This is a genomic window from Arthrobacter sp. TMT4-20, assembly GCF_054510775.1.
This window is the reverse complement of record NZ_JBTNDW010000012.1, coordinates 1-25,073: the sequence shown is the minus strand read 5'-3', so window position 1 is coordinate 25,073 and position 25,073 is coordinate 1. Positions and strand designations below refer to the sequence as shown.

At 63.2% G+C, this 25,073-nt stretch carries 26 protein-coding genes, 1 tRNA gene, 1 pseudogene and 1 riboswitch; of the genes and pseudogenes, 16 read left to right on the top strand and 12 right to left on the bottom strand.

What is annotated here, in order from left to right; translation table 11 throughout:
* Positions 1-99: 99 nt before the first annotated feature.
* Together panD and ACX80Z_RS12305 are read right to left on the bottom strand one after the other, a co-directional pair.
* Positions 100-528 carry an aspartate 1-decarboxylase gene (gene panD / locus ACX80Z_RS12310; protein ID WP_024477119.1) on the bottom strand — a complete coding sequence of 143 codons (429 nt, stop codon included), beginning with the start codon at positions 526-528 and terminating at the stop codon, positions 100-102.
* Between the two features lie 103 nt (positions 529-631).
* Positions 632-1,492, bottom strand: a complete 861-nt coding sequence (locus tag ACX80Z_RS12305; RefSeq protein ID WP_019481747.1) for a LysR substrate-binding domain-containing protein — start codon at positions 1,490-1,492, stop codon at positions 632-634.
* 113 nt (positions 1,493-1,605) lie between these two features.
* On the opposite strand from ACX80Z_RS12305, the gene ACX80Z_RS12300 reads away from it, so the two are divergent.
* Together ACX80Z_RS12300 and ACX80Z_RS12295 are read left to right on the top strand one after the other, a co-directional pair.
* Positions 1,606-2,985 (top strand): MFS transporter, encoded by a 1,380-nt coding sequence (locus ACX80Z_RS12300; protein ID WP_459316070.1) that lies wholly within the window; start codon positions 1,606-1,608, stop codon positions 2,983-2,985.
* 95 nt (positions 2,986-3,080) lie between these two features.
* Positions 3,081-3,419, top strand: coding sequence for a YnfA family protein (locus tag ACX80Z_RS12295; RefSeq protein ID WP_019481749.1), 339 nt, complete (start codon positions 3,081-3,083; stop codon positions 3,417-3,419).
* An 18-nt stretch (positions 3,420-3,437) separates the two neighbouring features.
* Here ACX80Z_RS12295 and ACX80Z_RS12290 read toward each other — a convergent pair.
* Positions 3,438-3,511 (bottom strand) — tRNA-Gly (locus ACX80Z_RS12290).
* Between the two features lie 127 nt (positions 3,512-3,638).
* Between ACX80Z_RS12290 and kynA the strand changes: the two genes are divergently transcribed.
* Both kynA and dcd read left to right on the top strand, forming a co-directional pair.
* Complete coding sequence (gene kynA / locus ACX80Z_RS12285) at positions 3,639-4,493, top strand: tryptophan 2,3-dioxygenase (protein WP_459316069.1); 855 nt, start codon at positions 3,639-3,641, stop codon at positions 4,491-4,493.
* Between the two features lie 34 nt (positions 4,494-4,527).
* Complete coding sequence (gene dcd / locus ACX80Z_RS12280; protein WP_459316068.1) at positions 4,528-5,103, top strand: dCTP deaminase; 576 nt, start codon at positions 4,528-4,530, stop codon at positions 5,101-5,103.
* Positions 5,104-5,123: 20 nt separating this feature from the next.
* Here dcd and ACX80Z_RS12275 read toward each other — a convergent pair whose 3' ends face one another.
* Positions 5,124-6,539, bottom strand: a complete 1,416-nt coding sequence (locus ACX80Z_RS12275; protein WP_459316067.1) for an MFS transporter — start codon at positions 6,537-6,539, stop codon at positions 5,124-5,126.
* A 221-nt stretch (positions 6,540-6,760) separates the two neighbouring features.
* On the opposite strand from ACX80Z_RS12275, the gene ACX80Z_RS12270 reads away from it, so the two are divergent.
* Genes ACX80Z_RS12270 through mnhG form a run of 6 tightly spaced genes read left to right on the top strand, consistent with a single transcriptional unit; the run spans position 6,761 to position 13,101 of the window.
* A complete protein-coding gene (locus ACX80Z_RS12270; protein ID WP_459316066.1) occupies positions 6,761-9,769 on the top strand; it encodes a Na+/H+ antiporter subunit A in 3,009 nt (1,002 codons plus the stop codon).
* Entirely contained in the window at positions 9,766-10,260 is a 495-nt protein-coding gene (locus tag ACX80Z_RS12265; protein ID WP_019481754.1) for a Na(+)/H(+) antiporter subunit C, read from the top strand. Before ACX80Z_RS12270 ends, ACX80Z_RS12265 begins: the two co-directional genes overlap by 4 nt.
* Complete coding sequence (locus ACX80Z_RS12260; protein ID WP_116778434.1) at positions 10,257-11,867, top strand: Na+/H+ antiporter subunit D; 1,611 nt, start codon at positions 10,257-10,259, stop codon at positions 11,865-11,867. Before ACX80Z_RS12265 ends, ACX80Z_RS12260 begins: the two co-directional genes overlap by 4 nt.
* Positions 11,864-12,448, top strand: coding sequence for a Na+/H+ antiporter subunit E (locus tag ACX80Z_RS12255; protein WP_459316065.1), 585 nt, complete (start codon positions 11,864-11,866; stop codon positions 12,446-12,448). The genes ACX80Z_RS12260 and ACX80Z_RS12255 overlap by 4 nt, the downstream gene beginning before the upstream one ends.
* Positions 12,445-12,702, top strand: a complete 258-nt coding sequence (locus ACX80Z_RS12250) for a monovalent cation/H+ antiporter complex subunit F (protein ID WP_019481757.1) — start codon at positions 12,445-12,447, stop codon at positions 12,700-12,702. Before ACX80Z_RS12255 ends, ACX80Z_RS12250 begins: the two co-directional genes overlap by 4 nt.
* A 3-nt stretch (positions 12,703-12,705) precedes the next feature.
* The gene (mnhG, locus tag ACX80Z_RS12245; RefSeq protein WP_024477114.1) at positions 12,706-13,101 is read left to right on the top strand and encodes a monovalent cation/H(+) antiporter subunit G; all 396 of its coding nucleotides are present in this window, start codon (positions 12,706-12,708) and stop codon (positions 13,099-13,101) included.
* Between the two features lie 7 nt (positions 13,102-13,108).
* Here mnhG and ACX80Z_RS12240 read toward each other — a convergent pair whose 3' ends face one another.
* Complete coding sequence (locus ACX80Z_RS12240) at positions 13,109-13,369, bottom strand: DUF4235 domain-containing protein (RefSeq protein WP_459316064.1); 261 nt, start codon at positions 13,367-13,369, stop codon at positions 13,109-13,111.
* 137 nt (positions 13,370-13,506) lie between these two features.
* A riboswitch (TPP riboswitch) is annotated at positions 13,507-13,624 on the top strand.
* A 68-nt stretch (positions 13,625-13,692) separates the two neighbouring features.
* On the opposite strand from ACX80Z_RS12240, the gene ACX80Z_RS12235 reads away from it, so the two are divergent.
* From ACX80Z_RS12235 to ACX80Z_RS12225, 3 genes are read left to right on the top strand one after another with little or no spacing between them, the layout of a single operon-like run.
* A complete protein-coding gene (locus tag ACX80Z_RS12235; RefSeq protein ID WP_024477112.1) occupies positions 13,693-14,310 on the top strand; it encodes an ECF transporter S component in 618 nt (205 codons plus the stop codon).
* A gap of 5 nt (positions 14,311-14,315) precedes the next feature.
* Positions 14,316-15,812 carry an ABC transporter ATP-binding protein gene (locus ACX80Z_RS12230; RefSeq protein WP_459316063.1) on the top strand — a complete coding sequence of 499 codons (1,497 nt, stop codon included), beginning with the start codon at positions 14,316-14,318 and terminating at the stop codon, positions 15,810-15,812.
* Entirely contained in the window at positions 15,809-16,612 is an 804-nt protein-coding gene (locus ACX80Z_RS12225) for an energy-coupling factor transporter transmembrane component T family protein (RefSeq protein ID WP_019481762.1), read from the top strand. Before ACX80Z_RS12230 ends, ACX80Z_RS12225 begins: the two co-directional genes overlap by 4 nt.
* 120 nt (positions 16,613-16,732) lie before the next feature.
* On the opposite strand, the gene ACX80Z_RS12220 is transcribed toward ACX80Z_RS12225, so the two are convergent.
* From ACX80Z_RS12220 to ACX80Z_RS12195, 6 genes are all read right to left on the bottom strand, one after another.
* Positions 16,733-17,071 carry a YciI family protein gene (locus tag ACX80Z_RS12220; RefSeq protein WP_116778431.1) on the bottom strand — a complete coding sequence of 113 codons (339 nt, stop codon included), beginning with the start codon at positions 17,069-17,071 and terminating at the stop codon, positions 16,733-16,735.
* The gene (locus ACX80Z_RS12215) at positions 17,072-17,257 is read right to left on the bottom strand and encodes a YciI family protein (protein ID WP_459316111.1); all 186 of its coding nucleotides are present in this window, start codon (positions 17,255-17,257) and stop codon (positions 17,072-17,074) included.
* Between the two features lie 124 nt (positions 17,258-17,381).
* Positions 17,382-18,266 carry an aminodeoxychorismate lyase gene (locus tag ACX80Z_RS12210; RefSeq protein WP_019481111.1) on the bottom strand — a complete coding sequence of 295 codons (885 nt, stop codon included), beginning with the start codon at positions 18,264-18,266 and terminating at the stop codon, positions 17,382-17,384.
* 1,300 nt (positions 18,267-19,566) lie between these two features.
* Entirely contained in the window at positions 19,567-20,247 is a 681-nt protein-coding gene (locus ACX80Z_RS12205; protein WP_459316062.1) for a DUF4166 domain-containing protein, read from the bottom strand.
* 5 nt (positions 20,248-20,252) lie between these two features.
* The gene (locus ACX80Z_RS12200) at positions 20,253-21,053 is read right to left on the bottom strand and encodes an SRPBCC family protein (RefSeq protein WP_459316061.1); all 801 of its coding nucleotides are present in this window, start codon (positions 21,051-21,053) and stop codon (positions 20,253-20,255) included.
* Between the two features lie 369 nt (positions 21,054-21,422).
* Positions 21,423-22,007, bottom strand: coding sequence for a recombinase family protein (locus tag ACX80Z_RS12195; RefSeq protein ID WP_459316060.1), 585 nt, complete (start codon positions 22,005-22,007; stop codon positions 21,423-21,425).
* 258 nt (positions 22,008-22,265) lie between these two features.
* Here ACX80Z_RS12195 and ACX80Z_RS12190 point away from each other — a divergent pair, with 258 nt between their 5' ends.
* The 3 genes from ACX80Z_RS12190 (at position 22,266) to ACX80Z_RS12180 (ending at position 24,390) form a co-directional block, all read left to right on the top strand.
* The gene (locus tag ACX80Z_RS12190) at positions 22,266-23,117 is read left to right on the top strand and encodes a phosphotransferase (RefSeq protein WP_459316059.1); all 852 of its coding nucleotides are present in this window, start codon (positions 22,266-22,268) and stop codon (positions 23,115-23,117) included.
* 118 nt (positions 23,118-23,235) lie between these two features.
* Entirely contained in the window at positions 23,236-23,943 is a 708-nt protein-coding gene (locus ACX80Z_RS12185; protein WP_459316058.1) for a class I SAM-dependent methyltransferase, read from the top strand.
* A 252-nt stretch (positions 23,944-24,195) separates the two neighbouring features.
* The gene (locus ACX80Z_RS12180; RefSeq protein WP_459316057.1) at positions 24,196-24,390 is read left to right on the top strand and encodes a PLD nuclease N-terminal domain-containing protein; all 195 of its coding nucleotides are present in this window, start codon (positions 24,196-24,198) and stop codon (positions 24,388-24,390) included.
* Between the two features lie 549 nt (positions 24,391-24,939).
* Here the strand turns inward: ACX80Z_RS12180 and ACX80Z_RS12175 are convergent.
* Positions 24,940-25,073, bottom strand: a pseudogene (locus ACX80Z_RS12175) (IS30 family transposase); the annotation flags it as partial.

The following is a 25,073-nucleotide window of genomic DNA, read 5'->3' as shown; positions in this document are numbered from 1 at the left end:
TCTTTGAGACCATATGCCCTGAGTGGGGAAATCGCCAGATTGAAGGGTTGCGATCCGGTCAAGGTTGACGACGAAAGATGGCGGGAACGTAAGCGTTTGCTACCGGAGTGCTGAGTTGTTCAGGGCGTGAGGGGGCCGTTCGAGCCCCTCGGTGACGCTCTCGGCCGGGTCGGTTCCCAGGTCCACGATGCGGTTCTGCTCATTGACGTGCACCACTGTGGGGAGGTAACTGTGTGCCTCCGCGTCAGTCAGCTGGGCGTAGGTGATCAGGATGACCGTGTCTCCCTGATGGACCAGGTGCGCGGCCGGGCCGTTGATACCGAGCACGCCCGATCCACGCTCGCCAGCAATGGTGTAGGTCTCCAGCCGGGCGCCGTTGGTCACGTCCACAATGGAGACCATCTCACCGGGCAGGATGTCGGCGGCCTCAAGCAGGTCAAGGTCCACGGTGACGGAACCCACGTAGTGCAGATCAGCGTGGGTAACCGTGGCGCGGTGGATTTTGGACTTGAACATTGTGCGATTCATCAGCGTTAACACTACCGCCGTTCCGAAGTGCCCGGCTATGTGGTGTTCGGCACGCTGCTGGTGCGGCCGGGGTTGGCGGGTCGGGCGCCGAAGGCCGGGCGGCTCAGGCGTCCGGGGCTTTGCGCAGCGCGCGGCCCATGATCGCGGAGGTCAACGCCGCCACGAGCTCCTGGTTGGCGAGGGGGTTGCTGAGCAGGGTGAAGTCGACCGCGCCCACCGGTGGAAGGTTGAAACGGTTGCTGACCTGCACCAGATCCTCCGGGATCAGGGACTGCGGGAACACGGCTAACCCAATACCGGCACGGGCGGCGGCCAGGACGCCGTTGATCTCCCGGGTGTTGCAGGTGATGCGCCAGGTTCGGCCAGCCTTCTCCAGCGCATCGATGGCCATCTGGCGGGTGAGGCTGGGGGACTGGTAGACGATCAACGGCACGGGAGCGCCGTCCTCAAGGGTGGTTTTACCGTGCCCGGCCCAGACCAGCTGGTCACTTTGCACCAGGGTGCCCTCGCCGGTGCCGCTCATGTACTTGATGAAGATGAGGTCCAGCTGGCCCGCGCGCAGCCGGCGCAACAGGAGCGGGCTCTGGGTCACGGTGAGCTCAAGGTTGATCTGCGGGTAGAGCTGCCGGAAGTGGCGGAGGATGCGTGGCAGCTGGGTGATGGCGAGGTCGTCGGCCACCCCAAACCGGAGTCGGCCGCGCATGGCCGATCCGGAGAAGTAGACCATCGCCTGTTCCTGGGCGGCGAGGATGGTCCGTGCGAAGCCGGCCATCGCGTCGCCGTTGTCGGTCAGGCTGACTTCGCGGGTGTCCCGGGAAATCAGGAGCCTGCCGGCCGCCTCCTCCAGCTTCCGGATGTGTTGACTCACGGTGGGCTGGCTGAGGTTGAGCCGGCCCGCGGCGCCGGTGAAGCTCAGGGTCTCGGCGACGGCAAGGAAGGTTTTCAGTTGGGCCGGGTCAAACATAATGCCGCCTATTACGTTTCCGAATACGAGTTATAGCCACCATACGCTTTCATCATGGATTGGCGGTGGGTAGCGTGGAAAACGATCCCACCCCTTCAGCACAGGAAGACACCTTGGCACCCCCACCACCCTCCGCCGGCCCGGCTGGAGACCCCACGCTTACCGCGCCCCTGCCGATCACCAACCAGCGTCCAGCCTGGCGTGACACGTTCATCTCACTTCGCATCCCCAACTTCCGCCGATTCGCGATCTCCCACCTGGTCGCAGTGATCGCCGTCTGGATGCAACGCATCGCCCAGGACTGGATGGTTCTGGAGCTATCCGGATCGGTCACCGCCGTCGGGATCACCGTTGCACTGCAGTTCGCGCCGTTCCTCCTCCTCGGCCCGTATGGCGGAATCATCGCGGACCGCTATCCCAAACGCATCCTGTTGATCATCACGCAAAGCATGGCCGCCCTGATGGCAGCGGCAATGGCGGTGCTAGCCCTGACCGGCGTCGTCGAAGTGTGGCATGTCTACGTCATCGCCTTCACCCTGGGGCTGGTGACCGTGGTGGACGCCCCCGCACGCCAGGTGTTCGTCAACGACCTGGTGGGGCCAGTGCACCTGCGCAACGCGATCAGCCTGAACTCATCAATCTTCCAGGTGGGGGCCATGGTGGGTCCCGCGGTCAGCGGTGTGCTGATCACCGCGATCGGCGGCGGGTGGGCGTTCGCGGTGAACGCCGTCGCCTGCCTCTACACGGTGACCACCCTCGCCCTGCTGCGGACCGACCAACTGAGCGTCGCGGCCAGGGCGCCCCGGTCGAAAGGCCAGCTCCGTGAGGGCGCCCGCTACGTGATGAGGAAACCGGCCATCTTCTGGTGCATGCTGATGGGCGCATTCGTCTCGGTGTTTGCCATGAGCACACCCGTACTCATGGCTGCATTCGCCGACACCGTCTTCGACTCCGGCGCCCAGGGGTATGGCTTCCTGAACACAGCACTGGCCACCGGGTCGCTGGTCGGTGCGCTCGCGTCCACCCGGCGGACGACGCTCCGCCTGCGCGGGGTGCTTGGCGGTGCGGCCGCGTTTGGCGGCTTCATGGCTCTTGGATCGGTGGCACCTAACCAGGCGGTCTTCGCGATCCTGATGTTCTTCGCTGGGATCGGGTGCCTGTGGTTCATCACCGGCACCAATCAGCTGGTGCAAATTTCGTCCAACCTCGCCATCCGGGGGCGGGTCATGGCGTTGTACATGATGGTCCTCATCGGCGGCCAGGCGATCGGCGGCCCCATGATCGGCTGGTTGGCCGAAAACATCGGGGCGCACACCACGGTGTTGATCGCCGGCGGAGTGCCGCTGCTGGCAGCCGGCGTGTTCGCCGTCGTTCTCGCTCAGAAGGGCCAGCTGACCCTGCGGTTCCGCTACACAGTTTCACCCAGCCAACGACGGCGGCTGGTGGCGATCGTCCCGAAATCCCCCGATGCTAGGAGCCACGCGGCCGTCTAGCCCGCACCCGTCCAACTGCCCGCCGAGCGGGTGGCTGTGACGGGGCGGTCGGGTCCCCTGAACCCGCCACACCCACCACTCGGCAATAATGCAGTATGACTGTCGTCCTCGTTGTGGTCCTTTTTGTCATTGCCGCGGTCGCCGAGATCGGCGGTGCCTGGCTGGTGTGGCAAAGCATCAGGGAAGGTAAACCGTGGTGGTGGGCCGGGCTGGGCATGATGGCGCTCGCGGCCTACGGGTTTATCGCCACCCTGCAGCCGGACGCGAACTTCGGCCGGATCCTCGCTGCCTACGGTGGGGTATTCGTCGCGGGATCCCTGGCCTGGGGCATAGTGTTTGACGGATTCCGTCCGGACCGCTGGGATATCGGCGGATCGGTGCTCTGCCTGGTGGGGGTGGCGGTGATCATGTTCGCTCCACGGCCGGTGGGCTGACACCGTGGGGCCGAAAACTGGAGCGGGCGACGGGAATCGAACCCGCGTATCGAGCTTGGGAAGCTAGCGCTCTACCATTGAGCTACGCCCGCATGGAGACCAGCCGACAGTGTGGCCTGAATCCCTGCGAAAACAACGAGATTCAGCCTACCCCAACCTCACCGTCCCGAAAACACCGGGCCGGACACCGGGCCTCGCCGCGGTAGGTACCCTAAGACCATGAGCGTCGAAAAGAACACCAGGGACCTGGAAGCGGGCATCGAGAAGGATTTCACCGCGAAGATGAGCTACGGATCCTATCTTTCCCTGGGGGAGCTTCTCGCAGCGCAGCATCCGGTCAGCCGCCCCGAGCACCACGACGAGATGCTGTTCATCATCCAGCACCAGACGTCGGAGCTCTGGCTCAAGCTGGTGCTTCACGAACTGCGTGCGGTGCGTGCCAAGTTGCAGGTCGATGACCTGCGATCGGCGATGAAGGGGATCGCCCGGATCAAGCACATCCAGCGCTCCCTCACCGAGCAGTGGTCAGTACTGGCCACCCTCACCCCCTCCGAATATGCCGAGTTCCGCGGGGATCTCGGTGCTTCCAGCGGCTTCCAGTCCTACCAGTACCGCGCCGTCGAGTTCCTGCTCGGCAACAAGAACGCCGGGATGCTTGAGGTTTTCGCGAATGACCCCGAGGCGCAGGAGCTGCTGGCCACCCTGCTGGATCAGACGAGTATCTACGACGAGTTCATCAGGTTCCTTTCCCGCCGGGGACACAACATCCCCGCTGAGCTGTTGGAGCGGGACCTCCGCGCCGCCCACGTCTTCAACCCGGAACTCGTCCAGGTGTACAAGGCGGTGTACGAGAACGCCGAGGACAACTGGGACCTTTACGAGGCCTGCGAGGAACTGGTGGACCTGGAAGACAATTTCCAGCTCTGGCGGTTCCGGCATTTGAAGACTGTCGAACGAACCATTGGGTTTAAACGCGGCACGGGCGGGTCCTCAGGCGTAGGTTTTCTCCAGAAGGCCCTCGAGCTGACCTTCTTCCCGGAGCTCTACGCCGTGCGCACCGAGATCGGCCGATAACCACTAACCCCGGGGACTGCGGTATTTTTGAACCGTGCTGATCTCCGACCGCGACATTCGAACCGAAATTGACCGCCAGCGAATTGTGCTGGAGCCCTATGACGAGGCGATGGTCCAGCCCTCGAGCGTCGACGTCCGGATTGACCGCTACTTCCGGTTGTTCGACAACCACAAGTACGCGCACATCGACCCTGCTGAAGACCAGCCCGAGCTGACCAGGCTGGTGGAGGTGGACCCGGACGAGCCGTTCATCCTGCACCCGGGTGAGTTTGTCCTTGGGTCAACCTACGAGACGGTGACCCTTCCGGACGACATCGCGGCACGGCTGGAGGGCAAGTCCTCACTGGGGCGGCTCGGACTCCTGACGCACTCCACCGCGGGATTCATCGACCCGGGGTTCTCCGGACACGTCACCCTTGAGCTCTCCAACATGGCCACCCTGCCCATCAAACTGTGGCCCGGCTCCAAGATTGGCCAGCTCTGCTTCTTCCGGCTCACCTCCCCCTCCGAACACCCGTACGGCTCCGGCCCCTACGGGAACCGGTACCAGGGACAGCGCGGCCCGACGGCGTCGCGCAGCCACCAGAACTTCCACCGCACCGCCATCTGACAGCCAGCCCCAGCCGACCCTCAGTAGGACGGGACGACGGCGGTAGCCACCTTCGCGGGCGGCTTCACCGGGAGCAACACCAGCAGTCCGACCAGCAGCACCACCAGGATGCCGATAATCCCAAACCGCTGTTCACCGAAGATGGTGATCGACGCCGCGAAGAGAGCGGGTGCGAGGAAGCTGACGGCTCGTCCCGTGGTGGCGTACAGGCCGAACAGTTCACCCTCTTCTCCGTCCGGAGCCAGACGCGCAAGATATGCACGAGATGAGGCCTGCGCCGGGCCGACGAAAAGGGTGAGCATCAGCCCGAAGACCCAGAACGTCGTATCTCCGGTCCAGGTGTAGCCGAACACATCGTGGGTGCCCGGGCCAAGGACCAGGACGGCAGACCCGGCTACCAGCAGGCCGATCAACGAGATGATGATGACCCGTTTGGGCCCAGTCCTGTCGTCCAGGAAACCGCCGCCGATGGCACCGACCGCCGCAATCAGGTTGCCGGCGATGGCGAAGACAATCACCTCGCTCAGGGTGAAGCCGAACGTACCCGCGGCGATGATGCCGCCGAAGGTGAAAACGGCGGCCAGCCCGTCACGGAAAATGGCACTGGCCAGCAGGAAGAAGATGGTGTGGGGGCTGGTCCGGTAGATTGCCTTGACCCGCCGGAAGAGGAGACCGTAGGAGGCAAAGAAGCCCAGTTGGGCTGCTTTCTCCTTGCGCGGTACCTCCGGGACGACGAACATCACGGGCAGGGCGAAGGCCAGGAACCAGATTGCCGAGAACACTGCGACCAGCCGGATGTTCAGGCTGTCGGTGGTATCGGAGCCGAACCAGGCGAACACTGGCTCCACGAAGGCCACGAGCACCAGGATCAGGGCGACGATGCCGCCCACGTAGCCCATGGCCCACCCGAACCCGCTGATCCGGCCGATGCTGCTCGGGGTGGAAATTTGCGTCAGCATGGCGTTGTAGTTGACTCCGGCGAACTCGAAGAAGACGTTGGCCAGTGCAATCAGCGCGACCCCGAGGAGCAGGAACTCGGGTTGGGGGAAGACGAAAAAGCACAGCCCGGTCAGGACTGCCACGAGGAGGCTGTTCACGCCGAGCCAGAGCTTGCGCCGGCCGCCGCTGTCGGAACGCTGCCCCGTCACCGGTGCCAGTAGCGCGATGAGCACCCCGGCAGCGGCGAGACCCCAGCCCAGCACCACCGAGGCCCTGGCCTCCCCACCAAACGCGTCGCTGGTCAGATACACGGTGAACACGAAGGTGGTCATGACCGCGTTGAAGGCGGCCGATCCCCAGTCCCAGGAGGCCCACGCGAGGACCGGCCGGGACAGCAGACGGCCCGCACCGGACGCCGTCGTGCCCGATGTCGTACCCTCCGGCCGGGCAGCTGGAACTGGATGGGACGGCACCGGCTGGGGAGGATCCACGCTCATACGGTGAATGCTATCCCGCGGATACCCGCAAACCCATGAACATCTTCCGTTGATCGCACAAACGCGCGGGTCAGGCACGGTATTCCGGAAACCCCGAAACAGTCGCCGACGGCGTAACACGTCGGGACGGCCTGTATTCCACAGGTAGAATAAGTCGAAGCCCCTGACCGTCCGCGCTGTCTATCAGCTGACCGTCTCATCTGAGAGATCAGGAGATCATCGTGCTAATCGTGCTCATCGCGTTATTCGCGGTAGCCTTTGTCGCGCCGTTGATCTTCCGCCGGCTCGGCCGCTCGGCCTTCTACGTGATCGGGGCGGTTCCCGGAGCGGCCTTCGTCTGGTTGGTCATCACCTTCGACCAGTACACGGGCGAGGGGCAGAGTCTCCTCGAGGGCCAGCCCAATGCCCCGCCCTCGATAGCCTTCCAGTGGATTCCCGGTCTCAACCTCGAGCTGGCTTTCCGGGTGGATGCCCTGGCGGCAATACTGTCGATCCTGATCCTGGGTATCGGCGCCCTGGTCCTGTTCTACTGTGCACGGTACTTCAAGCAGGACGAACCGAACATCGGCCCGTTCGGCGCCCAACTGCTCGCGTTCGCTGGGGCCATGTTCGGCCTGGTCACCGCCGACAACATGATCCTGCTGTTCATTTTCTGGGAACTGACCACTGTCCTGTCCTACCTGCTGATCGGTTACTCGCGGCATCGGCTGGCGGCGCGCCGCGCGGCTCTCCAGGCCCTGATCGTTACCACCTTCGGCGGTCTGACCATGCTGGTCGGCATGATCATGCTGGGCCAGACCGCCGGGACTTACCGGATCTCGGACATCATGGCGCAGTCCGAGTCGCTGCTGTCCAACGGACTGGTGATCGACGTCGCCATCGGGCTGATCCTCGTCGGTGCCCTCACCAAATCCGCGTTGGTCCCGTTCCACTTCTGGCTACCCGGAGCGATGGCGGCGCCCACCCCGGTGAGCGCCTACCTGCACGCCGCGGCGATGGTGAAGGCTGGTATTTACCTGGTCGCCCGGTTCGCGCCGGGGTTCGCTGATGCTGCCTCCTGGCTGCCGATGGTGTTGATAATCGGCCTTGCCACCATGCTCGTGGGCGGTTGGCGGGCGCTACGCCAGCATGACCTGAAACTGATTCTCGCGTATGGAACGGTGAGTCAGCTCGGGTTCCTCACGATGGTGGTCGGACTCGGCGGCCCCGGCGGGGCGCTGGCCGGATTGGGCCTCCTCCTGGCCCACGGTCTGTTCAAGGCCACCCTGTTCCTGGTGGTCGGCATCATCGACCATCAGGCTGGCACCCGGGACATCCGCAAACTCGCGGGAATCAGGAAAACCGCCCCCGCCCTGGCCGTGATCGCCACGATCGCCGCTGCGTCGATGGCGGGACTCCCACCGCTGCTGGGCTTCGTGGCCAAGGAATCCGTCTTCGAGACCTTCGTTCACCAGGCGGAGATCGATCCCACCCCCGTCGGCACACTCCTGCTTGTCGGCATCGTTGTTGGTTCTGCCCTGACCTTCGCCTACAGTGCGCGATTCGTCTGGGGCGGGTTCGCCTGCAAGGGCAAAGCCGCCACCCCGTTCACGCAGGTGGAGAAATCCTTCCTTTTCGCGCCGGCGCTGCTCACCGTATTCACCGTGGTCCTCGGCCTCTGGCCTGCACCAGTGGATTCCATCATCCAGCCCTACGTCACCCTCTTCGAAGCCGACGGCGAGGAAAGTTACCTCGCCCTCTGGCACGGGTTCACTCCCGCGCTGCTGCTCTCCGTAGTGACCATCGCCGTCGGTATTCTGCTGTTCTGGTTCCGGGCCCACGTCGAGCGAGCCCAGTCCAGGGTTCCCTCAGTGGTCGACGCTGAACGCGGCTACAAGTACACCATCGGCACGCTCGACGACGTCGCCGTCTGGATCACCGGCCGCACCCAGCGCGGTTCGCTGGCGTTCTACCTCTTCGTCATTCTGACCATGGCCATCCTCGCCCCCCTGGCGGCGATCCTGTTCTACGATGCACCGCTCCCGGATCGGTGGCATATCGCTGATTCACCAGCGCAGGTGGCGGCCGGCGTCGTCATCATTATCGGCATTCTGGCTGCGGTCCGCGCTACCAAGCGGTTCATGGCAGTGCTCATGGTCGGGGTGACCGGGTACGGGATGGCCCTCATCTTCGCGCTGCAGGGTGCGCCGGACCTGGCGTTGACCCAGATGCTGGTGGAAACCATTGTGCTGGTGGCTTTTGTGCTCGCGCTGCGCTCGCTACCCGCGCGGCTGTGGCAGCGGGAGCCGGGACGGTACCGGTTGCTGCGCGCCGTGCTGGGAATTTCCTTCGGCCTGGTGATGGTGGCAATCGCCATGTCATCCATGGCATCACGGGTCGCCAGCCCGGTGTCACTGGAGTACCCGGGTCTGGCCTACGAGGGCGGCGGTGGAGAGAATATCGTCAACGTCACCCTGGTCGATATCAGGGCCTGGGACACGTACGGGGAAATTTCAGTGCTGGCCATCGCAGCCACCGGCATCGCCAGCCTGATCTTCATCCGTGGCCGGGGCGACACCCGCCAGCGGGCAGAGACCGTCAAATCCGGATCCGTCGATCGCGGCCAGGAACCCATTGCCGAGTTCGGTCGGGAAGCCGCAGCACTGGAGTTGGCGAAGAAGTTCTCGTCAGTCTCCCGGGACGCGTGGCTGGTCGCCGGCCGGACCCTCGCGCCCGAACGCCGATCGATCATCTTCGAAGTCGTCACCCGGCTGCTCTTCCACTCGATCATTATCTTCTCCATTTACCTCCTCCTCGCCGGTCACAACCTGCCGGGCGGTGGATTCGCGGGTGGACTGTTGGCGGGGCTGGCGCTGACCGTGCGCTATCTGGCGGGTGGCCGATTTGAACTGGCGGAAGCCAGCCCGGTGAGCGCGGGGGTCCTGCTCGGCGCGGGTATGGCGACCACCTCCCTGAGCGCGCTGATCCCGCTGCTGCTGGGAGGCCAGATCCTCCAGACGGCCATCTTGGAGTTCTGGTTGCCGGTCTTCGGCGACGTCAAGTTCGTCACCTCGACCATTTTCGACATTGGTGTGTACCTGGTGGTCGTCGGGCTGGTGCTCGACGTGCTGCGCAGTCTGGGCTCGGAGATCGATGAACGCAGCGAGGGCCTCTCGGCGAAGAACGACCCGAGCGAGATGAAGCTACAACAGCAAGAACATACCGAAACCGGCGAGGGAGTAGCTCGATGAGCGTCAACATCACCCTGCTGGTGGTCATGGCAGCCCTCTTCGCGGGGGGCATTTACCTGCTGCTGGAACGCAGCCTGACCCGGGTCCTGCTGGGTCTGATCCTGCTGGCCAACGGCGCCAACATCCTGTTGCTTTCCGCGGGCGGTCGGGCCGGCGTTGCCCCCCTGTACTCGGAGGAGATCGCCGCCGACGCCTACTCGGATCCGCTGCCCCAAGCCCTGATTCTGACCGCCATTGTGATTTCCTTCGCCGTGACCGCCTTCATGCTGGGCATCATCTACCGGTCCTGGGTGCTGGGCCGCCGCGACGAGGTCCAGGACGATATGGAGGACCGCAGGGTCGCCAGCCAGGGTAGCTTCGACGCTGAAGACGACGCCGATGTCCCCGAAGAAACCACCGAGTTCACCCCGCTGGAGGAAGCCGAGGAAGCGCCCGGCTCTCAAAACGCGGGCGTCCTTGATCTTCCCTCCGAACCGAAGGAGCCACGGTGAACATTGCAAGCCTCGCACCGCTGGCCGTGGTCCTCCCGTTCCTTGGCGCAGCGGTTGCCTTCCTCCTGATCCGGCATTCCCGCTCGCAGCGGGCGGTCAGCATTTCGACCCTGAGCATCACCCTGATCCTTGAACTGTTCCTCCTGCAGAATGCCGCAGAGCACGGAGCCACCGCGGTGTTCATTGGTGGGTGGATGCCGCCGTTCGGCATCACCCTGGTGGTCGACCAGTTTTCTGCCCTCATGCTGGTTATTTCGACGGCGATCAGCCTCGCGGTGCTGATTTACGCCACCGGGCAGGGCATGACCGACGGCGATGAAGACGGCCCCATCTCGATCTTCCACCCCACCTACCTGATCCTGGTGGCCGGCGTCTCCAACGCGTTCATGTCCGGCGACCTGTTCAACCTGTATGTGGGCTTTGAAATCCTGCTGACGGCCAGCTATGTGCTGATGACCCTCGGCGGAACCACCCAGCGGATCCGCGCGGGAGTGACCTACGTGGTGGTCAGCGTGGTGTCGTCGCTGCTCTTCCTGATTGCGATCGGCATGATCTATGCCGCAACGGGAACCATCAACCTGGCCGATCTTGCGGTGAAGCTCGGGGAGATCGACCCTGCCACGCAGATGATGCTGCACCTGATGCTCTTGGTGGCGTTCGGAATTAAGGCAGCCGTTTTCCCCCTGTCCTTCTGGCTGCCTGACTCCTATCCGACAGCGCCCGCACCGGTAACTGCCGTGTTCGCTGGCCTGCTCACCAAGGTCGGCGTCTACGCAATGGTGCGCACCGAGACGCTGCTCTTCCCGGGGGACCGCATCAACACCCTGCTGATGGTGGTGGCAATCCTCACCATGGTGGTGGGGATCCTCGGGGCCTTGGCGCAGTCGGATATCAAACGAATGTTGTCCTTCACCCTGGTCAGCCACATCGGGTTCATGATCTTCGGGCTGGCGATCTCAACCGTCGTCGGATTGGGCGCCGCGATCTTCTACGTGGCGCACCACATCACGGTGCAGACCAGCCTGTTCCTGGTGACCGGGTTGATTGAACGCCGTGGTGGGACCGCCAATATGGATCGCCTTGGTGGGCTCGCCAAGCTATCGCCGCTACTTGGCGTACTGTTCTTTATCCCGGCAATGAATCTGGCCGGAATACCGCCCTTCTCCGGGTTCCTCGGCAAGCTGGGTATCCTGCAGGCCGGCGTCGAACTGGGCACACCCATCGCCTATGTGGCGGTTGGCGCCAGTGTGCTCACCAGCCTCCTGACCCTGCTGGCGATTGCCCGCGTCTGGAACCGCGCCTTCTGGCGCCGCCCCGAAGACGCACTGCACCCGGATCCCATCCTGCTCGCCACCAAGGCAGACGGATCAGCCGTTCGCACCTCGCAGCGCGTCAACAGCGAGACCACTGGGCGGTTCTCCGGGCGCAAACCGGTGAACCTGCTACCCCGCACCATGGTCGGTCCCACCATGGGCCTGGTCGGTCTGGGAGTGACCCTTACCCTCCTGGCGGGTCCGTTGTTTGAAATCAGCGACAACGCTGCGCAGAACATGCTGGAGCGGACCGATTACATTGAAGCGGTCCTGGGCGAAGGGAGCGCGCCATGAGCCGACAGAAGATCCCCTTCATCACGGAACTGCCCCTGATTATCTGGCTGGTCATCGTCTGGGGCGCACTGTGGCAGGACTTCAGTCCGGGGAACCTCATTTTTGGCGGCCTGATCGCCTACGCAGTGGCCAACCTGCTGTACCTGCCGCCGGTGGAGCTCAGCGGCCGATTCAACGTGTTGTACGCGGTTCCGTTCATCGGACGATTCCTGTACAAGCTCGTGGTGGCGAGTTTCGAAGTGTTTTGGCTCTCGCTCACGCAGGGCCCGAGGCTTGTCAACGCGGTGGTGGCAGTCCAGCTTCGGAGCCAGTCCGACCTTCTGGTGACCGTCACCGGGCACGCGCTCTCCCTGATCCCCGGATCGCTGGTGGTGGAGGTGGACCGCTCTACCTCCACGCTGTACCTGCACTGCCTGAATGTGAAGACGCCGGAGGGTGCAGCGAAGATCAGGTCCGATGTGCGGGCCACCGAAGCCTGGCTGATCAGGATTATGGGAACCCCGGATGATCTGGCGCTGCTGCAGACTGAGGTCCGGTTCGATCAGGAGAACGAAGAGCGTGAGGAGGGGATCCGGAAATGACCAGCGCCGTAATTATTGTGGGACTGTTGCTCGGATTCGCCGCCCTGTGCGCTTTGTATCGGATTGCGCGAGGCCCCTCGATCCTGGACCGGGTGCTCGCGATCGACGTGCTGCTCGCCATCATTGGTGGAGCGCTGGCCGTGGACATGGCAGTGAACCGGCACCTGGACAACATTGTGCTTCTGGTCGGGATTTCGGTGATCGGATTCATTGGATCCGTGACCGTCGCCCGGTTCGTCACGGACAGGAAGTAGGGCATGAGCGAGACTCTCATTGACGTGGTGACAGCCGTTCTCATGATCGGAGGGGCACTGATGTCGGTTGCTGCCGGCGTCGGCCTGCTCCGTTTCCCTGACCTCCTCACCCGGATGCACGCGGCAACCAAACCCCAGGTGCTGGGACTGCTGCTGTTCCTTCTGGCCATGGGCTTACAGATGCGCAGCTGGGTGTTGATCCCGGTCCTGCTGGTGTGCTGGATTTTCATGCTCCTGACCGTCCCCGTCTCAGCCCACATGGTGGGCCGGGCGGGATACCGCACCAAACACCTGCGGCGAGACCTGCTCAGCATGGATGAACTTGACGAGGTGGTGGAGAACGCCGCCAACAAGAGGGCGCCCGGCCGGAATCCGACCGAGCGCCCCGATGAGACGTAAATAGGACCTACGTCAGGTCGCGGGTCTTCGCGAACCGGTTGGCTGCCCGCTGCGTGGTGCGGTTGGTGAGGACCTGCAGGACGGCGCGCACGGCACCTGAGATCAGCGCGAACGCGATAGCGGAACGGAGGCTGTTTTCGAGCCCGTCCTCGTCCTTCGGTGAGGCTTTGCCGGTGGTCTTGTGCCAGATGAAATCCACGACCTTGGCTCCGGCGATGCCCGCGCCAAGGCTCAGTGCTACGCCCAGCAGTTTCATAAGCTGATTCATGGTGTCTCCTTCGATGGTGGCTCTTTTCTCAAGCCTAGCGTTTTCCTGTTGAGGTGAGACGCACCAGCACAGCCGGGAGCCCGCCGCCAGCCGCCGTGGTGGGTACGAACCTCTCAGGTGTAGAGTTGAAATTGCTAAACATACGACAGGGGAGCGCCGTCCATCCAGATGGACGGGCGCTGAGAGTGCGGCCTACCGCAGACCCTCGAACCTGATCCGGCTAGTACCGGCGAAGGGAGTCGAGTATCTCAGGGTGCCCGGCCGGTGGCACTCGCCATGGGCCCGGATACCCTCCCCTCCTGTACCTCAGGAGGTAAATGCACATGGCTTCATCAACTGCACCAACTCAAAACACGTCGACGCTGCGCGCCCGATATCAATGGCGCGTGGTCGACATTGTCGTTGCCTCGGTGGTGGCGGTCGCCGTCGGGGTGGTGTTCTTCGCCTGGTCGGCCGGCTACACGGGCATCGCTGCCTTGACCGGAGCGTTCCCGCCGTTGGCCGGTCTCTACACGGGTGGCTGGCTGATCGCGGGGGTACTTGGCGGTCTGATCATCAGGAAACCCGGAGCAGCCATCTACTGCGAAGTGCTGGCTGCAGCGGTTTCAGCGCTGCTGGGCACCCAGTTCGGGTTGACCACGTTGCTCTCCGGAGCCATTCAGGGCGTCGGGGCCGAGCTCATCTTCCTCTTGTTCCTGTACCGCAGGTGGAACCTCGGGGTGGCTTTGCTCGCCGGGCTTGGCGCGGGCCTGGCCCTCTCGATCAGCGAAAACATCCTGTACAACGCCCTCTGGGCCTTCGAATGGCAACTGATGTACGTGGTGTTCGCTTCGATCTCGGGCGTGATTATCGCTGGCCTGGTGTCGTGGCTGGCGGTCCGTGCCCTGGCCAAGACGGGGGTGCTGTCGGCTTTCGCCTCCGGACGAACGGCTGACGTCTAACCGGTATGGCTGACCACGGAAATACGCCGTCTGCCGTCAGCATCAGCGCGCAAGGCTGGAGCTGGCGGCACGCCGGCCGGAAAACCCCGGCGGTCCGGGACGTTGACCTGACAGTAGCGCCCGGAGAACGGGTGCTGCTGCTCGGCGCGTCAGGGTCCGGGAAGTCAACCTTGCTGCACGGGTTGGCTGGTGTCCTCGGCGATGAGGGGCAGGGCGAACAGCACGGCTCCCTCACCCTCGACGGGCGGCCTCCCGGCGAGGTGCGCGGTCGCGCGGGGCTGGTGCTTCAGGACCCGGACTCTCAGATTGTGCTGGCCCGGGTCGGTGACGAGGTGGCCTTCGGCGCCGAGAACCAGGCCGTACCACGCGATCAGATCTGGCAGCGGGTTCGGCGGGCGCTCGACGACGTGGGGCTTGAGGTGCCGTTGGACCGGTCCACCAGTGCGTTGTCCGGCGGCCAGAAGCAACGCCTGGCGTTGGCGGCGGTGCTGGCGATGCAACCCGGGCTCCTGCTGCTTGACGAACCGACCGCCAATCTCGACCCGGCCGGTGTGCTGGAGGTAAGGGACGCCGTCGGGCGGGTCCTGGACCGCACCGGCGCCACCCTTGTGGTGGTAGAGCATCGAGTGGCGGTGTGGGCCGATGTGGTGGATCGGGTGGTGGTGCTGGCGGCCGACGGCGGGATCCTCGCCGACGGCCCCCCGGGAACGGTGCTGACCGACGCGTCGACCCGGGCCCGGCTGGCGGCGGCGGGGGTGTGGCTCCCCGGTCATCAACCGTCGGTTCCCACGCAGCTATCCTCACCGGGGGAGGAGCTGCTTACTGCCAGGGGACTATCAGTGGCGCGGGCCAAGCGGGGACCGGCGGTGCTCGACGGCGTCGACGTCGCCCTCAACGCCGGCTCATCCCTGGGCATCGTGGGCCCCAACGGTGGCGGAAAATCGACGCTCGCGCTGACCCTGGCCGGGTTGTTGCCGGCGCGGGGAGGCCAGTTGGAGGCCGCACCGGCCCTCTCCCGCGGAGCCGGGAGTAGCCCGCACGCCTGGAAATCAGCGCAACTGGTGACCAGGATTGGGACGGTCTTCCAGGAACCCGAGCACCAGTTCCTCACCAACCGGGTGATCGACGAGCTGGAATTTGGTCCGCGCCGGCTAGGGGGTACTGACGAGGCGGCGGTCCGGCGGCGGGTGGATCCCATCGCCGAGCGGTTGAGGCTGACCTCCCTGCTGCAGGCAAACCCCTTCACCCTGTCCGGCGGTGAAAAGCGGCGGCTTTCGGTGGCGACCATGCTGGCAACAGACCCGGACATCCTGGTCCTGGACGAACCGACCTTCGGGCAGGATGCCAACACCTGGGCCGAACTCGTCGCGCTGCTTGCCGAACTGATCCAGGACGGTGGCAGCCTGCTGGCGGTCACCCACGACCAGGAGTTCACCGACGCGCTGGGCAGCAGGCTGCTACGGGTCGCCGACGGCAGAGCCGACGTGGAGGTGCGTCCGTGAGTGTTGACGTTCTGACCCCCCACCTCACGGGCCGGCTCCTGCCGCGGGCCAACCCGCTATCCAAACTGTTCGCTGCCGTGCTGGTCACCGTGGTGGTGATGCTCAGCATCGACTGGGTCAGCGCCGCCGTCGTCCTCGTGAGCGAGTTGCTGCTGCTCCCGCTGCTGGGGATCAGCGCCTGGCAACTGCTGAAGCGGACCTGGCCTCTGGTGCTGGCGGCAGTGGTTGCTGCCTACGGCACGGCGCTGCTCGCCGAGAAGACCGGCGCTGTCCTGCTGGAGTTCGGCCCAATTCTGTTCACCCAGGATTCGGTGAACTCGGGCATTGCGATTGGCCTGCGCGGGTTGGCCATCGCCCTGCCCGGAATTTTCCTGCTCACCACTACGGATCCGACGGACCTGGCCGATGCCCTGGCGCAAAAGCTGCGGATGCCGCACCGGTTTGTGCTCGGCGCGCTTGCGGGGCTGCGCCTCGTTGGGCTGCTGGTGGACGAATGGCGGACTCTCGGGCTGGCCCGGCACGCCCGCGGCGTCGGGTTTGAAGGCAATCCGGTAGCCCGGTTGAGGAATTTCCTGGGGCAGGGGTTCGGTCTGATTGTGCAGGCGATCCGGCGGGCCACCCGGCTCGCGGTGGCAATGGAGGCGCGCGGATTCGGGGCCGGCGACCGGACCTGGGCGAGGGAAAGCACTTTTACCCGGCTGGACCTCTGGGTCTGCCTCGCCGGGGTGCTGATCGCCGGGACCGCGGTGGCCGCGGCGGTGTGGGCGGGGACGTGGAACTTCCTGATCGGCGCCTCCTAGGGGCGCCGGGTCGAAGTGGCCCACGAGCAGCGCAAGCAGCCGAGCCCAGCGCCCCTGCCAGGCCCGCTCAAGTGCAGCGGCTGCGTCGTCGGACGGGCCTGGCAGCGGTCAGGAATCCGGTCAGTAGTCGGTGATGGGGCGCAACTCAACCGTGTATTCGGGCAGCAACTTCACCAGTTCCACCGCCACACCCAGATCGGGGACGTCCAACACGTAAAAACCACCCAACTGCTCGGCCGTTTCGGCGAACGGGCCGTCGGTGAGACTCACCTGGTCACCGCGGCGGCGCACCGTCGTCGCGGTCGAGACGCTGGGGAGCGCCTCACCCGCGACGATCTTTCCCTGCTGGCGGGCCGCCTCGGAAAAGGCGTCGTGCTGGGCCATGTACTGTTCCACTTCGGCCTCGGTGGCGTTGGCCCAGATCGACTCATCCTGGTATAGAAACACTGCAATTTTCATTTAGCTGCCCTCGCGTGGTCGAATGATGGCCCGGCTTTCAGCCGGCCCGGTGGTATCAGCCAACAACTCATTGACGAATTCCGCCAGTGCCTCCGGGTCGTCGGTTTCCACCAGGGAGAAACCGCCCAGCCGTTCGGCGGTCTCCGGGTACGGGCCGTCGGCCATACCAACGCTCCCACCGCGCAGGATCCGTGCCGTGGGTGGGCGGCTGCAGTTCGGCGCCGCCCGTCATGAGGTGCCGGCCCTCGGCGCAGCGCCTGGCGAACTCCTTCCCCTGACGGTTGGGGCAGGCCGGGTTCGACAACCGGCCTCAGGAAATTTTCGCCACCAACTCCGACAGCTCCCTGGTCAGCTCCGGGGTGGTGGTGATCGGCTGACCGTCAAGGGAGTTGACCGGTGCGAGGAGACGGATGCTGGAAATCAGCCACACGCCGTCGGCGTCGTACAGGTCAGCGGGCACCAGCGGGCCGTACCCGAGTTCCCAGCCGGCGGCCTTCGCTACGGTAAACAACGCACTCTGCGATGTGCCGGGGAGGATCCCGCTTTCCAGCTGCGGGGTCAGTAGGGTCTTGACGCCGTCCCGGACCCGTGCCAGGAGGACTGTCGACGTCGGACCCTCGAGGACCTTGCCGTCCGATGAGGTGAAGATGACGTCGTCGGCGTCGTGCGCCCGCGCGTACCGGACCGCCGCCATGTTGACCGCGTAGGACAGCGTCTTGGCACCCATGAGCAGCCACGGTGCCCGCTGCGCCACCGTGCTGTCATACCCGCGCTCCAGGAACAGGACCGCAAGCCCATCCCTGCGCTGCTGCTGGGTCTTCGCCGGCACCGGCGCCACCTGAACCCACGCCGTCGGGGCGTCAGCTCCCTCAACCCCACGGGTGACCATGAGCTTCACGGCAAGCTCAGTATCCGCCTGGACATGAGCCCCGGCGGCGTACTCGTCGAGTGCGGTGGTGATGGCCCGCCGCCAGGCATCCTCGGACGGGAGATCAAGGTCAAGGGCCCGGGCTGATGAGGCGAGCCGGTCCAGGTGCGCCTGCACCTTCCGGGCTTCTCCGTTGAGGGCCAGCAGGGACTCGAATATGCCGTCCCCGCGCGTTGCGCCAAGGTCGGTCGCCATGAGCTGTGGCAGTGATGCGTCGACGACGCGGCCGTCGTCGTGGGCGGGATCCAGGAACACAAGAACAGTCATGCGATCAGCTTAGTTGCCTCACTGACGCGGATGACGGTGCCGCACCTGTGTCTGTTAGCCAGAAATGGCGGTTAATCTCAGCTTCAGTTGGCGGTTCTGTCGTCCTATTCTGTGATCCCCCAACACGACAAACGGCCTCGAAAACTTATACGCGGCTCTGTATAGGGCAAAACGGACCTCTACCTGCCCCCGACTGCAATTCAATGGTGCGTCAAAGTTTCTCTCACCGGACACCGAGATAGTCGATGACTTGATCGATGATGCTGAGCTGTGTGTTTGCTGACTCGCGCCAGCCGACCGAAACCGTTTCGAGCCGGTGATTGGCGGACTCGACGGTCACAAGCTGGGCTTGTGTGTCCCCAACCAGGTCCCGTCGCCAGGAAGGATCAGCCGATCCACCTATTGCGAGGTGCTGTCCAAAGGAGACTCCTGCCATGGCCCTGGCGATTACAGGATCACTGAGAATGGGAGTCAGCCACACAGCTCGCACTTGTTCTTTCGCGAAATGAGGGAGAGCGTAAGTTCCCAACGACTTCGCAATCACTATCTCTGGCTGTGTGGGTATCGTGTCGTCCAAGCGGGCTAAAGCAGATTCCACAAAACTCAGCTTGTCTTGGCCGCCTGCCTCGCGGAATTCAGTATGCCAGTCTATAGTCCACACATCTAAGCCAGCCTCGACGAGAGCGAGGACTGGCCAATAGAGCAATGGCGCTTGCACTGTGTACCCAGCACCTGGAAGTGCCAGGGCAACCGGCGCCCCCTCTGAGGAGTTGCTGCTTACCCGATGGATGGTGACCATGGGCCGACATTAGCAGCAGCTTCCGCGCACCTACGCTATTTCCCTATCAGTTGACTACCTCAGCAGGGCGGAGACCTTGGGATGAACTCGCGTGGCTCAATTGTCCCCCCAATTCCCATGCCAACCGGCACGCCAGTATCAATGAGCGCCTTGATACCTGCATCATCCAGACCGGCAAGCACCGAAGAGAGATTTCGGGCATTCTCTGCACTAGCGCCGGCAACTGAGCGCGCTGTCTGGTTTCTTCTGGGGACGGTGTCGGGCGAACACAGATTGAAGCCATTGCATTTTCGCGCGTAGATGCGATCGTCAGCTCCGTACCTTTGGCATACCGAGCAGGCATTGATCGCGCAATTCGATGACCATCCTGATGCCGCACCCCTACTCGCTGTCTTCTCTACCTACAGCCAGGAGCTGACCTCCAAGCTTGTCGCCGCTCCGCCTGCATTTTCCTGAAGAGCCCTGTAACGATTCGGGCGAGGTGTTGCCAGGTGAGTTGTCTTATTCGCGGTGTTCTTCCCTGACGGGTTTCAGGTGCTCGGGGATTTTGCCGTTGTGGAGTGTCGGGTAGGTGCAGGTGAACTCGCCGCGGTATCCAAAGAGGAATCCGAGGAGGGGGTTACGCACTTGCATCTGGATGGTGAAGACGCCTCGGGTGTCGTCAAAGTTTTCGTAGAGGTCCGCTGTGCCGGTGAAGATGGCTGGGAACGTGAAGCCGGCGAAGCCTTCGTAGAACCTTTGGGGTCCCGATCGCAGGTGAAGTGACCCGTCAGTCAGGACCTCCAATGCCAAGTCGGTGACGAGGTGCTGGTGTGTGCCGAGGTAGTCGACGATGCCGCCGCGATGGTCGCTGTGGATCATGGTGGCGTCGAACCGGCGTGTGGTCGTGCCCAAGTCGAGGGTCCTGACGAAGGTGACCGTGGGGCGGCCGAATCCGTCGATGTAGGGGTAGTTCTCAATCGTGAATGGAATGTTTTGCCCCTGGTCCGGGAAGAGGATGTTCCGGTACGCACCCAGTTGCAGGAACGGGACTGTCCATCGGGCCCCGCGGCGGACCTCTGAGAAGGTCCCTCGTCCCACGCACGCGTACCCTGCGTCGGTATCGACGCCGAAGCGTTTCTGCAGCATGGGGTGCATGCGGTGAAAGTCCTCGCCGAGTGTTTTCTCGAAGATCGACGCCATAGGTGTTACCGCTCTCCCCGGTCTGCGCTCTGCTCCCGCGTGGCTGGCTCCGGTAGATCCTCCAGTGCGGACGGGGCGCGCGCGGATCGTGGATCGGGTGCCTTGCGTAGGCATCGCGCGGCTCTCGGAACCGTGGAGTGGGGCGGGGCGAGCAGTGTAACTAGGGCCCCTGTCAGGGCTAGTGCTGCGGTGCCGGCTGATCGCTCGGCTAATGCGTTGCGGAGGAGGACGCAGGCGGTGAGGAAGCCGGTGGCTCTTGCCGTGGTGTCGAGCAGCCAGCGATTGCGGGCGTCGGAGGGGGCGAGGCCGGTTTCCGCCCATAGTCGTAATCGGTCGAAGCTCACCGCGGTGGCCCAGCCCAGGGCTGGGCGGATCAACCAGGAGTCCAGGACCTTCCCGAGGGCGCCCATTCCGGGTTGGTAGTTGTAACCGGTGATGAAGCGGATGCCGTCCTCGGTGGGGATGTAGCGCCAGTAGCCGGATCCCTGGCCGATGGGTGAGATCGGGTCGTTAGTGTCGAACTTCAGGACCGAGGTGGCCTGCCCGTCGGATCTGACCCGGTTGCCCAAGGATGTGCCTGTTCCGCGGATGATGTGTAGTGGCAGGTAGAACTCGTACCGGAATCGAACAAATCCGTCATCGTCCGCTTCGATCAGGGTGATACGTGAGAAGCGCAGATCCCATCGGGGATGCGACTCCGGGTCCTGACTGAGCTTCCACACCCGGTCCAATGACGCCCGGATTGTGGCCTCAACGTAGAGCGGTGTGCGTGAAACAGACGTCGCCCTGCGAGTTCTTTCCCCCATCACAGCATCGTAGACTACAGCGTGGAGTGGCCTGCCGGGCAAGGCTCACGATGCTCTCCGTGTACCGAGGCGCTCGTCCGGTATAAGAGTCGGGCGATACACCCAAACCGTACACACGCTCGAAAGGCAGCAGTGTCAATAGTGCAGTTAACACGGATCATTCATGCGTGCTCTCATAACCACACCCTACGGGCCCAGTGACCGCCGCCTCAGTTCAACTGGGCCGTTCCAACATCATGCAGACAAAGGGCCCGCCCGTAAGCCGGCCATTCACCGCAACACTTTTTCACCGCTCCTCCGGCGCCAACAATCCCACATGTCTGAGTCGCAACGCTGAGTGGCGCCGTTCGCAGCGGTAAGCGGCGTGTTCTACCTCGCGTTCAGCTCCCGTGACCGGCGGTAGAAGGTTGCACGGGACATGCCAAGGTCGCGGGCGACCTGCGCGGCCGGCTCACCACTGTCGACGAGTCTGAGAGCGTTTCGGATTTTGCTGTCACTGATCAGGCGTGGCCTTCCTCCTAGATCCTTCCCGGCGTCTCGCCGTTTCCCGATCGAGTCGATGATCCGTTCTCGCTTGATGTCGTGTTCCATCTGCGCCAGCGCCGCCATGATCGTGAACAACATTGAGCCCATCGGGGTGGACGTGTCGACGTCGCCGCCGCCGAGGTTCAGCACCCGAAGACCAGCTCCTCGGCTGCGGAGTTCCTGGGCGAAGTCGAGCATGTTCTGTGTGGAACGTCCCGGCCTGTCCAGGGTCGTCACCACGAGCGTATCCTTCGCTTCCAACGCAGCGAGTGCTTGATCGAACTGGGGTCTCGTCGCCCGAGCCCCGGACACCCCCTGGTCAACATACAAGTCATCACGCCGTACCCCGGCGGCTATCAGGTCTGCCTCCTGCCGATCTGTCGACTGAGGCCGAGTTGAGACTCGTGCGTATCCGATCAGCTTTGTCATATCGCTCCAAGTGTCTCGTATCTAATGTTTCGTACACTGATTCGAGCATAGGGTTTCGAGGCATAGATATGAGAATTATGAATCCTGATGGTTCCGCCAACACGGACAGCTTTTGAAGTCACGATGTGGAGCTTTGCGGGGCATTCACATCGGATGGGGTAACCGGTCCGCACACAACCGCGCAGCCTCAGTGCCTGGCCGGACCAGCAGCACCCGGTGATCGACCGGCTTACGGACACCGTCGCATAGGCTGTTTCGATGACCAGCTGGGATTTAGAACTTCTGGATAGAACGCAATCCGAGTACGTCGCGCGGCTGCTTGGAGCGCCTGTGGTGATCGAGGACTTGTCTTGGGGGCTCGTAGACACGAAGGTTCTTCATGTGCGTGCTGACGACGTGGACTTCGTAGTGAAGGCTGCGCCAGTAACCAACCATCACATCGGGCGAGAAATCACGGCACACGAAACCTATACCGAGCCGCTCGTCAGACTTGCTCGAACCGGACAACTCGTAGCTGCCGATCGAGCCGTCAACATACTGATATCTACGTATCAACCCGGCACGCTGGTCGAGGGGACATCTCATGAGTTCGCTCCGGACGTTCACGCGCAGGCAGGCTCCGCACTTCGGGCGTTCCACAATCAGCATTCACGCTTGGATGGTGAGTACGAAATCCGTGCGACAGAGAAGGCGAACGCCTGGCTAGATCGAAAGCACAGAATCGCCCCGGCAGTCGAGGCCGAAGCGAGGCGGGTCCTCAGTGCGTACCGTCCGGCGTCGATCGTTGTCGCACCGACGCACGGCGACTGGCAGCCGCGAAACTGGCTGATCGAACGAGAACGGGTGCGAGTTATTGACTTCGGCCGGTTCGACTTCCGGCCACCAGCTACGGACTTCTGTCGACTTGCCACCCAGCAGTGGAAGGAGCTTCCCGCGTTAGAGGCCGCCTTCTTGGACGGCTACGGCGCGGACCCACGTGAAGCTCATGTCTGGTCGATGGATTTGCTGCGTGAGGCCATCGGCACCGCGGTATGGGCCTTTTTGGTAGGTGACGTTGAGTTTGAAACACAGGGACACCGGATGCTGGAAGACGCGATCTCCCGCTTTTAGAACTGCGTCGAGGAGCTCTTGCGAGTCGCCAAGCAAGTCTTTATCCGCATCTCGCTGAGGATCGCTGGGAAGACGCCAGTTTCCCGGATACCAACCAATCTGTGGGAGGGTCGACTTTATGTTTACTGATTTCACCAGGGCGTGGAACCAAGGTCAGAACGTCCTCCTCTACGAGAAGGAGAACGAAGCGATCGACCATGAGGGAACGCTCTGGCGCGCACTTGAGGCAACTGCGCCGTGGGACGGGAAAGACCTTCTGGATCTGGGATGCGGCACCGGATATTGGTTACCTCGCTACTCTCCGAACACACGCAGACTTTACGGCGTGGAACCGGACACGACGCTTCTGGAGACGGCCGCTAGTAGGACGCCAGCTGCGGAGGTGCTCCATGGGTCGGCGGAACACATCCCACTGCAGGATGCCTCTGTCGACGTTGTGCATGCTCGGTTTGCCTACTTCTTTCCCTCGCCAAGCAACGATTGCTCAGCCGGATTGGCTGAAGTGATCCGTGTTCTCAGACCCGGCGGCTCGCTGGTGGTCATAGACAATGACCAGGAAAATGGCGACTTCGCTGATCTCCTTCGGGCTGGCAACGTTGCCAAGTATCAAGGGCCTGGTGAATTTATTCTGCAGTGGTGGCGGGACCGAGGCGCTACTACCGAAAAGGTCATGAGTAGTTGGACTTTTCGCTCGGTTCACGACCTGGAAGAGGTAGTTGCCATGGAATTCCCTCCGGGCACGGCGCGGTCCTGGCTCCAAGACCACGCGAATCAAACAAAGCTTTCTTATGGCTATCTTCTCCACACCCTGACCAAAGCGATTTGAGCGCAGTTTTCGGACGAGCAGGCGAGATGCCGGCTTGAGTGTCGCGGTCAAGGATCCCCTAGGGCTCCCGATATTCGAAGCGCAACCGTTCTAGCAATTTCGGGCTGTAGGCTGCTACCTACTTCTTTGGTCTGATTTGTTCAAGCTTCGTCCGGAAAGACGCTGTCGCGATGGGGGTTTTAGGTGCTGTCACTAGCCGTTGAGGGTTCGAATCCCCTTGTGCCGAATGCATGGGAGTTTACCGTCTTGGGAATGGCTGTCCTGGCCCTGATGCTCTTCATAGCGGCACTCATCGACATACTCCGCACCCAGCACCTCACGAGCAGCACCAAGGTAGCCTGGGTGTTGGCAACGCTTATTTTTCCCTTCTTTGGCCCAGCCGCCTGGTTCCTTTTCGGTCGCCGCAGCGCTCCCGCAGACAGTGAACCCCTAGTCAACTCCCGCTAGTAGCAAAGACCACCGTTCACGGACCCACCCGTGAGAGCGCCCATCCAAAAGCCGGCCGCAAGTGTCTGTCGCGGTGGGGGACCCCCGCGACATGAGGTCCTGTAAAACTATGGGGGGCGAAGCATGGAGCAGCAAACAAAATCAACACGAATACTCGAGTAGTTGTGCTCTGAAGTCGCCCGATTCAAGCAGGCATGCAAGAGGGTTAGCTTTATCGATCGGCATCTCGAGAAGCTTCACTGTCCTCAACCGGGTCGTCACTTCAAGAGCCATCGTCATAGTAGTAAGTCGTCGGCGTCGCTTGTTTCCGAGAAGTTCTTGGCGATACTCCTCGGTTTTGGTTGCTTGCCGACCGCCCCAGCCGGCACCGTAGTACGCTCCCAGCATTACCGCCATGGATGCCAGTGCGAACCCGGCAGCTTCTCCACCACCTTCCTTCGATAAAGGTCGACGCACTTCCTTCGGTACCCAGATCTACCGTCCTCACTGCGCGGTTCTCCATTGGCCTCACGACAGTGGCAAAAAATCGCCCGGAAAGGATCGGTGTATTCAAGCGGTCGTCGCAACGGTAAGGGTTTCTGGTTCGAATAGTAGTTGTTGCATGGCGTATGCGGGGGTGATTCCGCCGAGGGTTTTACGCGGCCGGTCATTGAGTTCGGCCGCGACCTCGAGCAACCGCTGGG

What these genes read in the sequence shown, in the direction of transcription:
- kynA (WP_459316069.1), top strand. Translation starts at nt 3,639, where the DNA reads ATGAGCGTCGAAAAGAACACCAGGGACCTGGAAGCGGGCATCGAGAAG.
- ACX80Z_RS12295 (WP_019481749.1), top strand. Translation starts at nt 3,081, where the DNA reads ATGACTGTCGTCCTCGTTGTGGTCCTTTTTGTCATTGCCGCGGTCGCC.
- ACX80Z_RS12275 (WP_459316067.1), bottom strand. Translation starts at nt 6,539, where the DNA reads ATGAGCGTGGATCCTCCCCAGCCGGTGCCGTCCCATCCAGTTCCAGCT.
- ACX80Z_RS12195 (WP_459316060.1), bottom strand. Translation starts at nt 22,007, where the DNA reads ATGACAAAGCTGATCGGATACGCACGAGTCTCAACTCGGCCTCAGTCG.
- ACX80Z_RS12210 (WP_019481111.1), bottom strand. Translation starts at nt 18,266, where the DNA reads ATGACTGTTCTTGTGTTCCTGGATCCCGCCCACGACGACGGCCGCGTC.
- ACX80Z_RS12240 (WP_459316064.1), bottom strand. Translation starts at nt 13,369, where the DNA reads ATGAATCAGCTTATGAAACTGCTGGGCGTAGCACTGAGCCTTGGCGCG.
- ACX80Z_RS12250 (WP_019481757.1), top strand. Translation starts at nt 12,445, where the DNA reads ATGACCAGCGCCGTAATTATTGTGGGACTGTTGCTCGGATTCGCCGCC.
- ACX80Z_RS12230 (WP_459316063.1), top strand. Translation starts at nt 14,316, where the DNA reads ATGGCTGACCACGGAAATACGCCGTCTGCCGTCAGCATCAGCGCGCAA.
- ACX80Z_RS12255 (WP_459316065.1), top strand. Translation starts at nt 11,864, where the DNA reads ATGAGCCGACAGAAGATCCCCTTCATCACGGAACTGCCCCTGATTATC.
- ACX80Z_RS12190 (WP_459316059.1), top strand. Translation starts at nt 22,266, where the DNA reads ATGACCAGCTGGGATTTAGAACTTCTGGATAGAACGCAATCCGAGTAC.
- ACX80Z_RS12180 (WP_459316057.1), top strand. Translation starts at nt 24,196, where the DNA reads ATGGCTGTCCTGGCCCTGATGCTCTTCATAGCGGCACTCATCGACATA.
- ACX80Z_RS12235 (WP_024477112.1), top strand. Translation starts at nt 13,693, where the DNA reads ATGGCTTCATCAACTGCACCAACTCAAAACACGTCGACGCTGCGCGCC.
- ACX80Z_RS12205 (WP_459316062.1), bottom strand. Translation starts at nt 20,247, where the DNA reads ATGGCGTCGATCTTCGAGAAAACACTCGGCGAGGACTTTCACCGCATG.
- ACX80Z_RS12185 (WP_459316058.1), top strand. Translation starts at nt 23,236, where the DNA reads ATGTTTACTGATTTCACCAGGGCGTGGAACCAAGGTCAGAACGTCCTC.
- ACX80Z_RS12265 (WP_019481754.1), top strand. Translation starts at nt 9,766, where the DNA reads ATGAGCGTCAACATCACCCTGCTGGTGGTCATGGCAGCCCTCTTCGCG.
- panD (WP_024477119.1), bottom strand. Translation starts at nt 528, where the DNA reads ATGAATCGCACAATGTTCAAGTCCAAAATCCACCGCGCCACGGTTACC.
- ACX80Z_RS12200 (WP_459316061.1), bottom strand. Translation starts at nt 21,053, where the DNA reads ATGGGGGAAAGAACTCGCAGGGCGACGTCTGTTTCACGCACACCGCTC.
- ACX80Z_RS12305 (WP_019481747.1), bottom strand. Translation starts at nt 1,492, where the DNA reads ATGTTTGACCCGGCCCAACTGAAAACCTTCCTTGCCGTCGCCGAGACC.
- ACX80Z_RS12220 (WP_116778431.1), bottom strand. Translation starts at nt 17,071, where the DNA reads ATGAAAATTGCAGTGTTTCTATACCAGGATGAGTCGATCTGGGCCAAC.
- mnhG (WP_024477114.1), top strand. Translation starts at nt 12,706, where the DNA reads ATGAGCGAGACTCTCATTGACGTGGTGACAGCCGTTCTCATGATCGGA.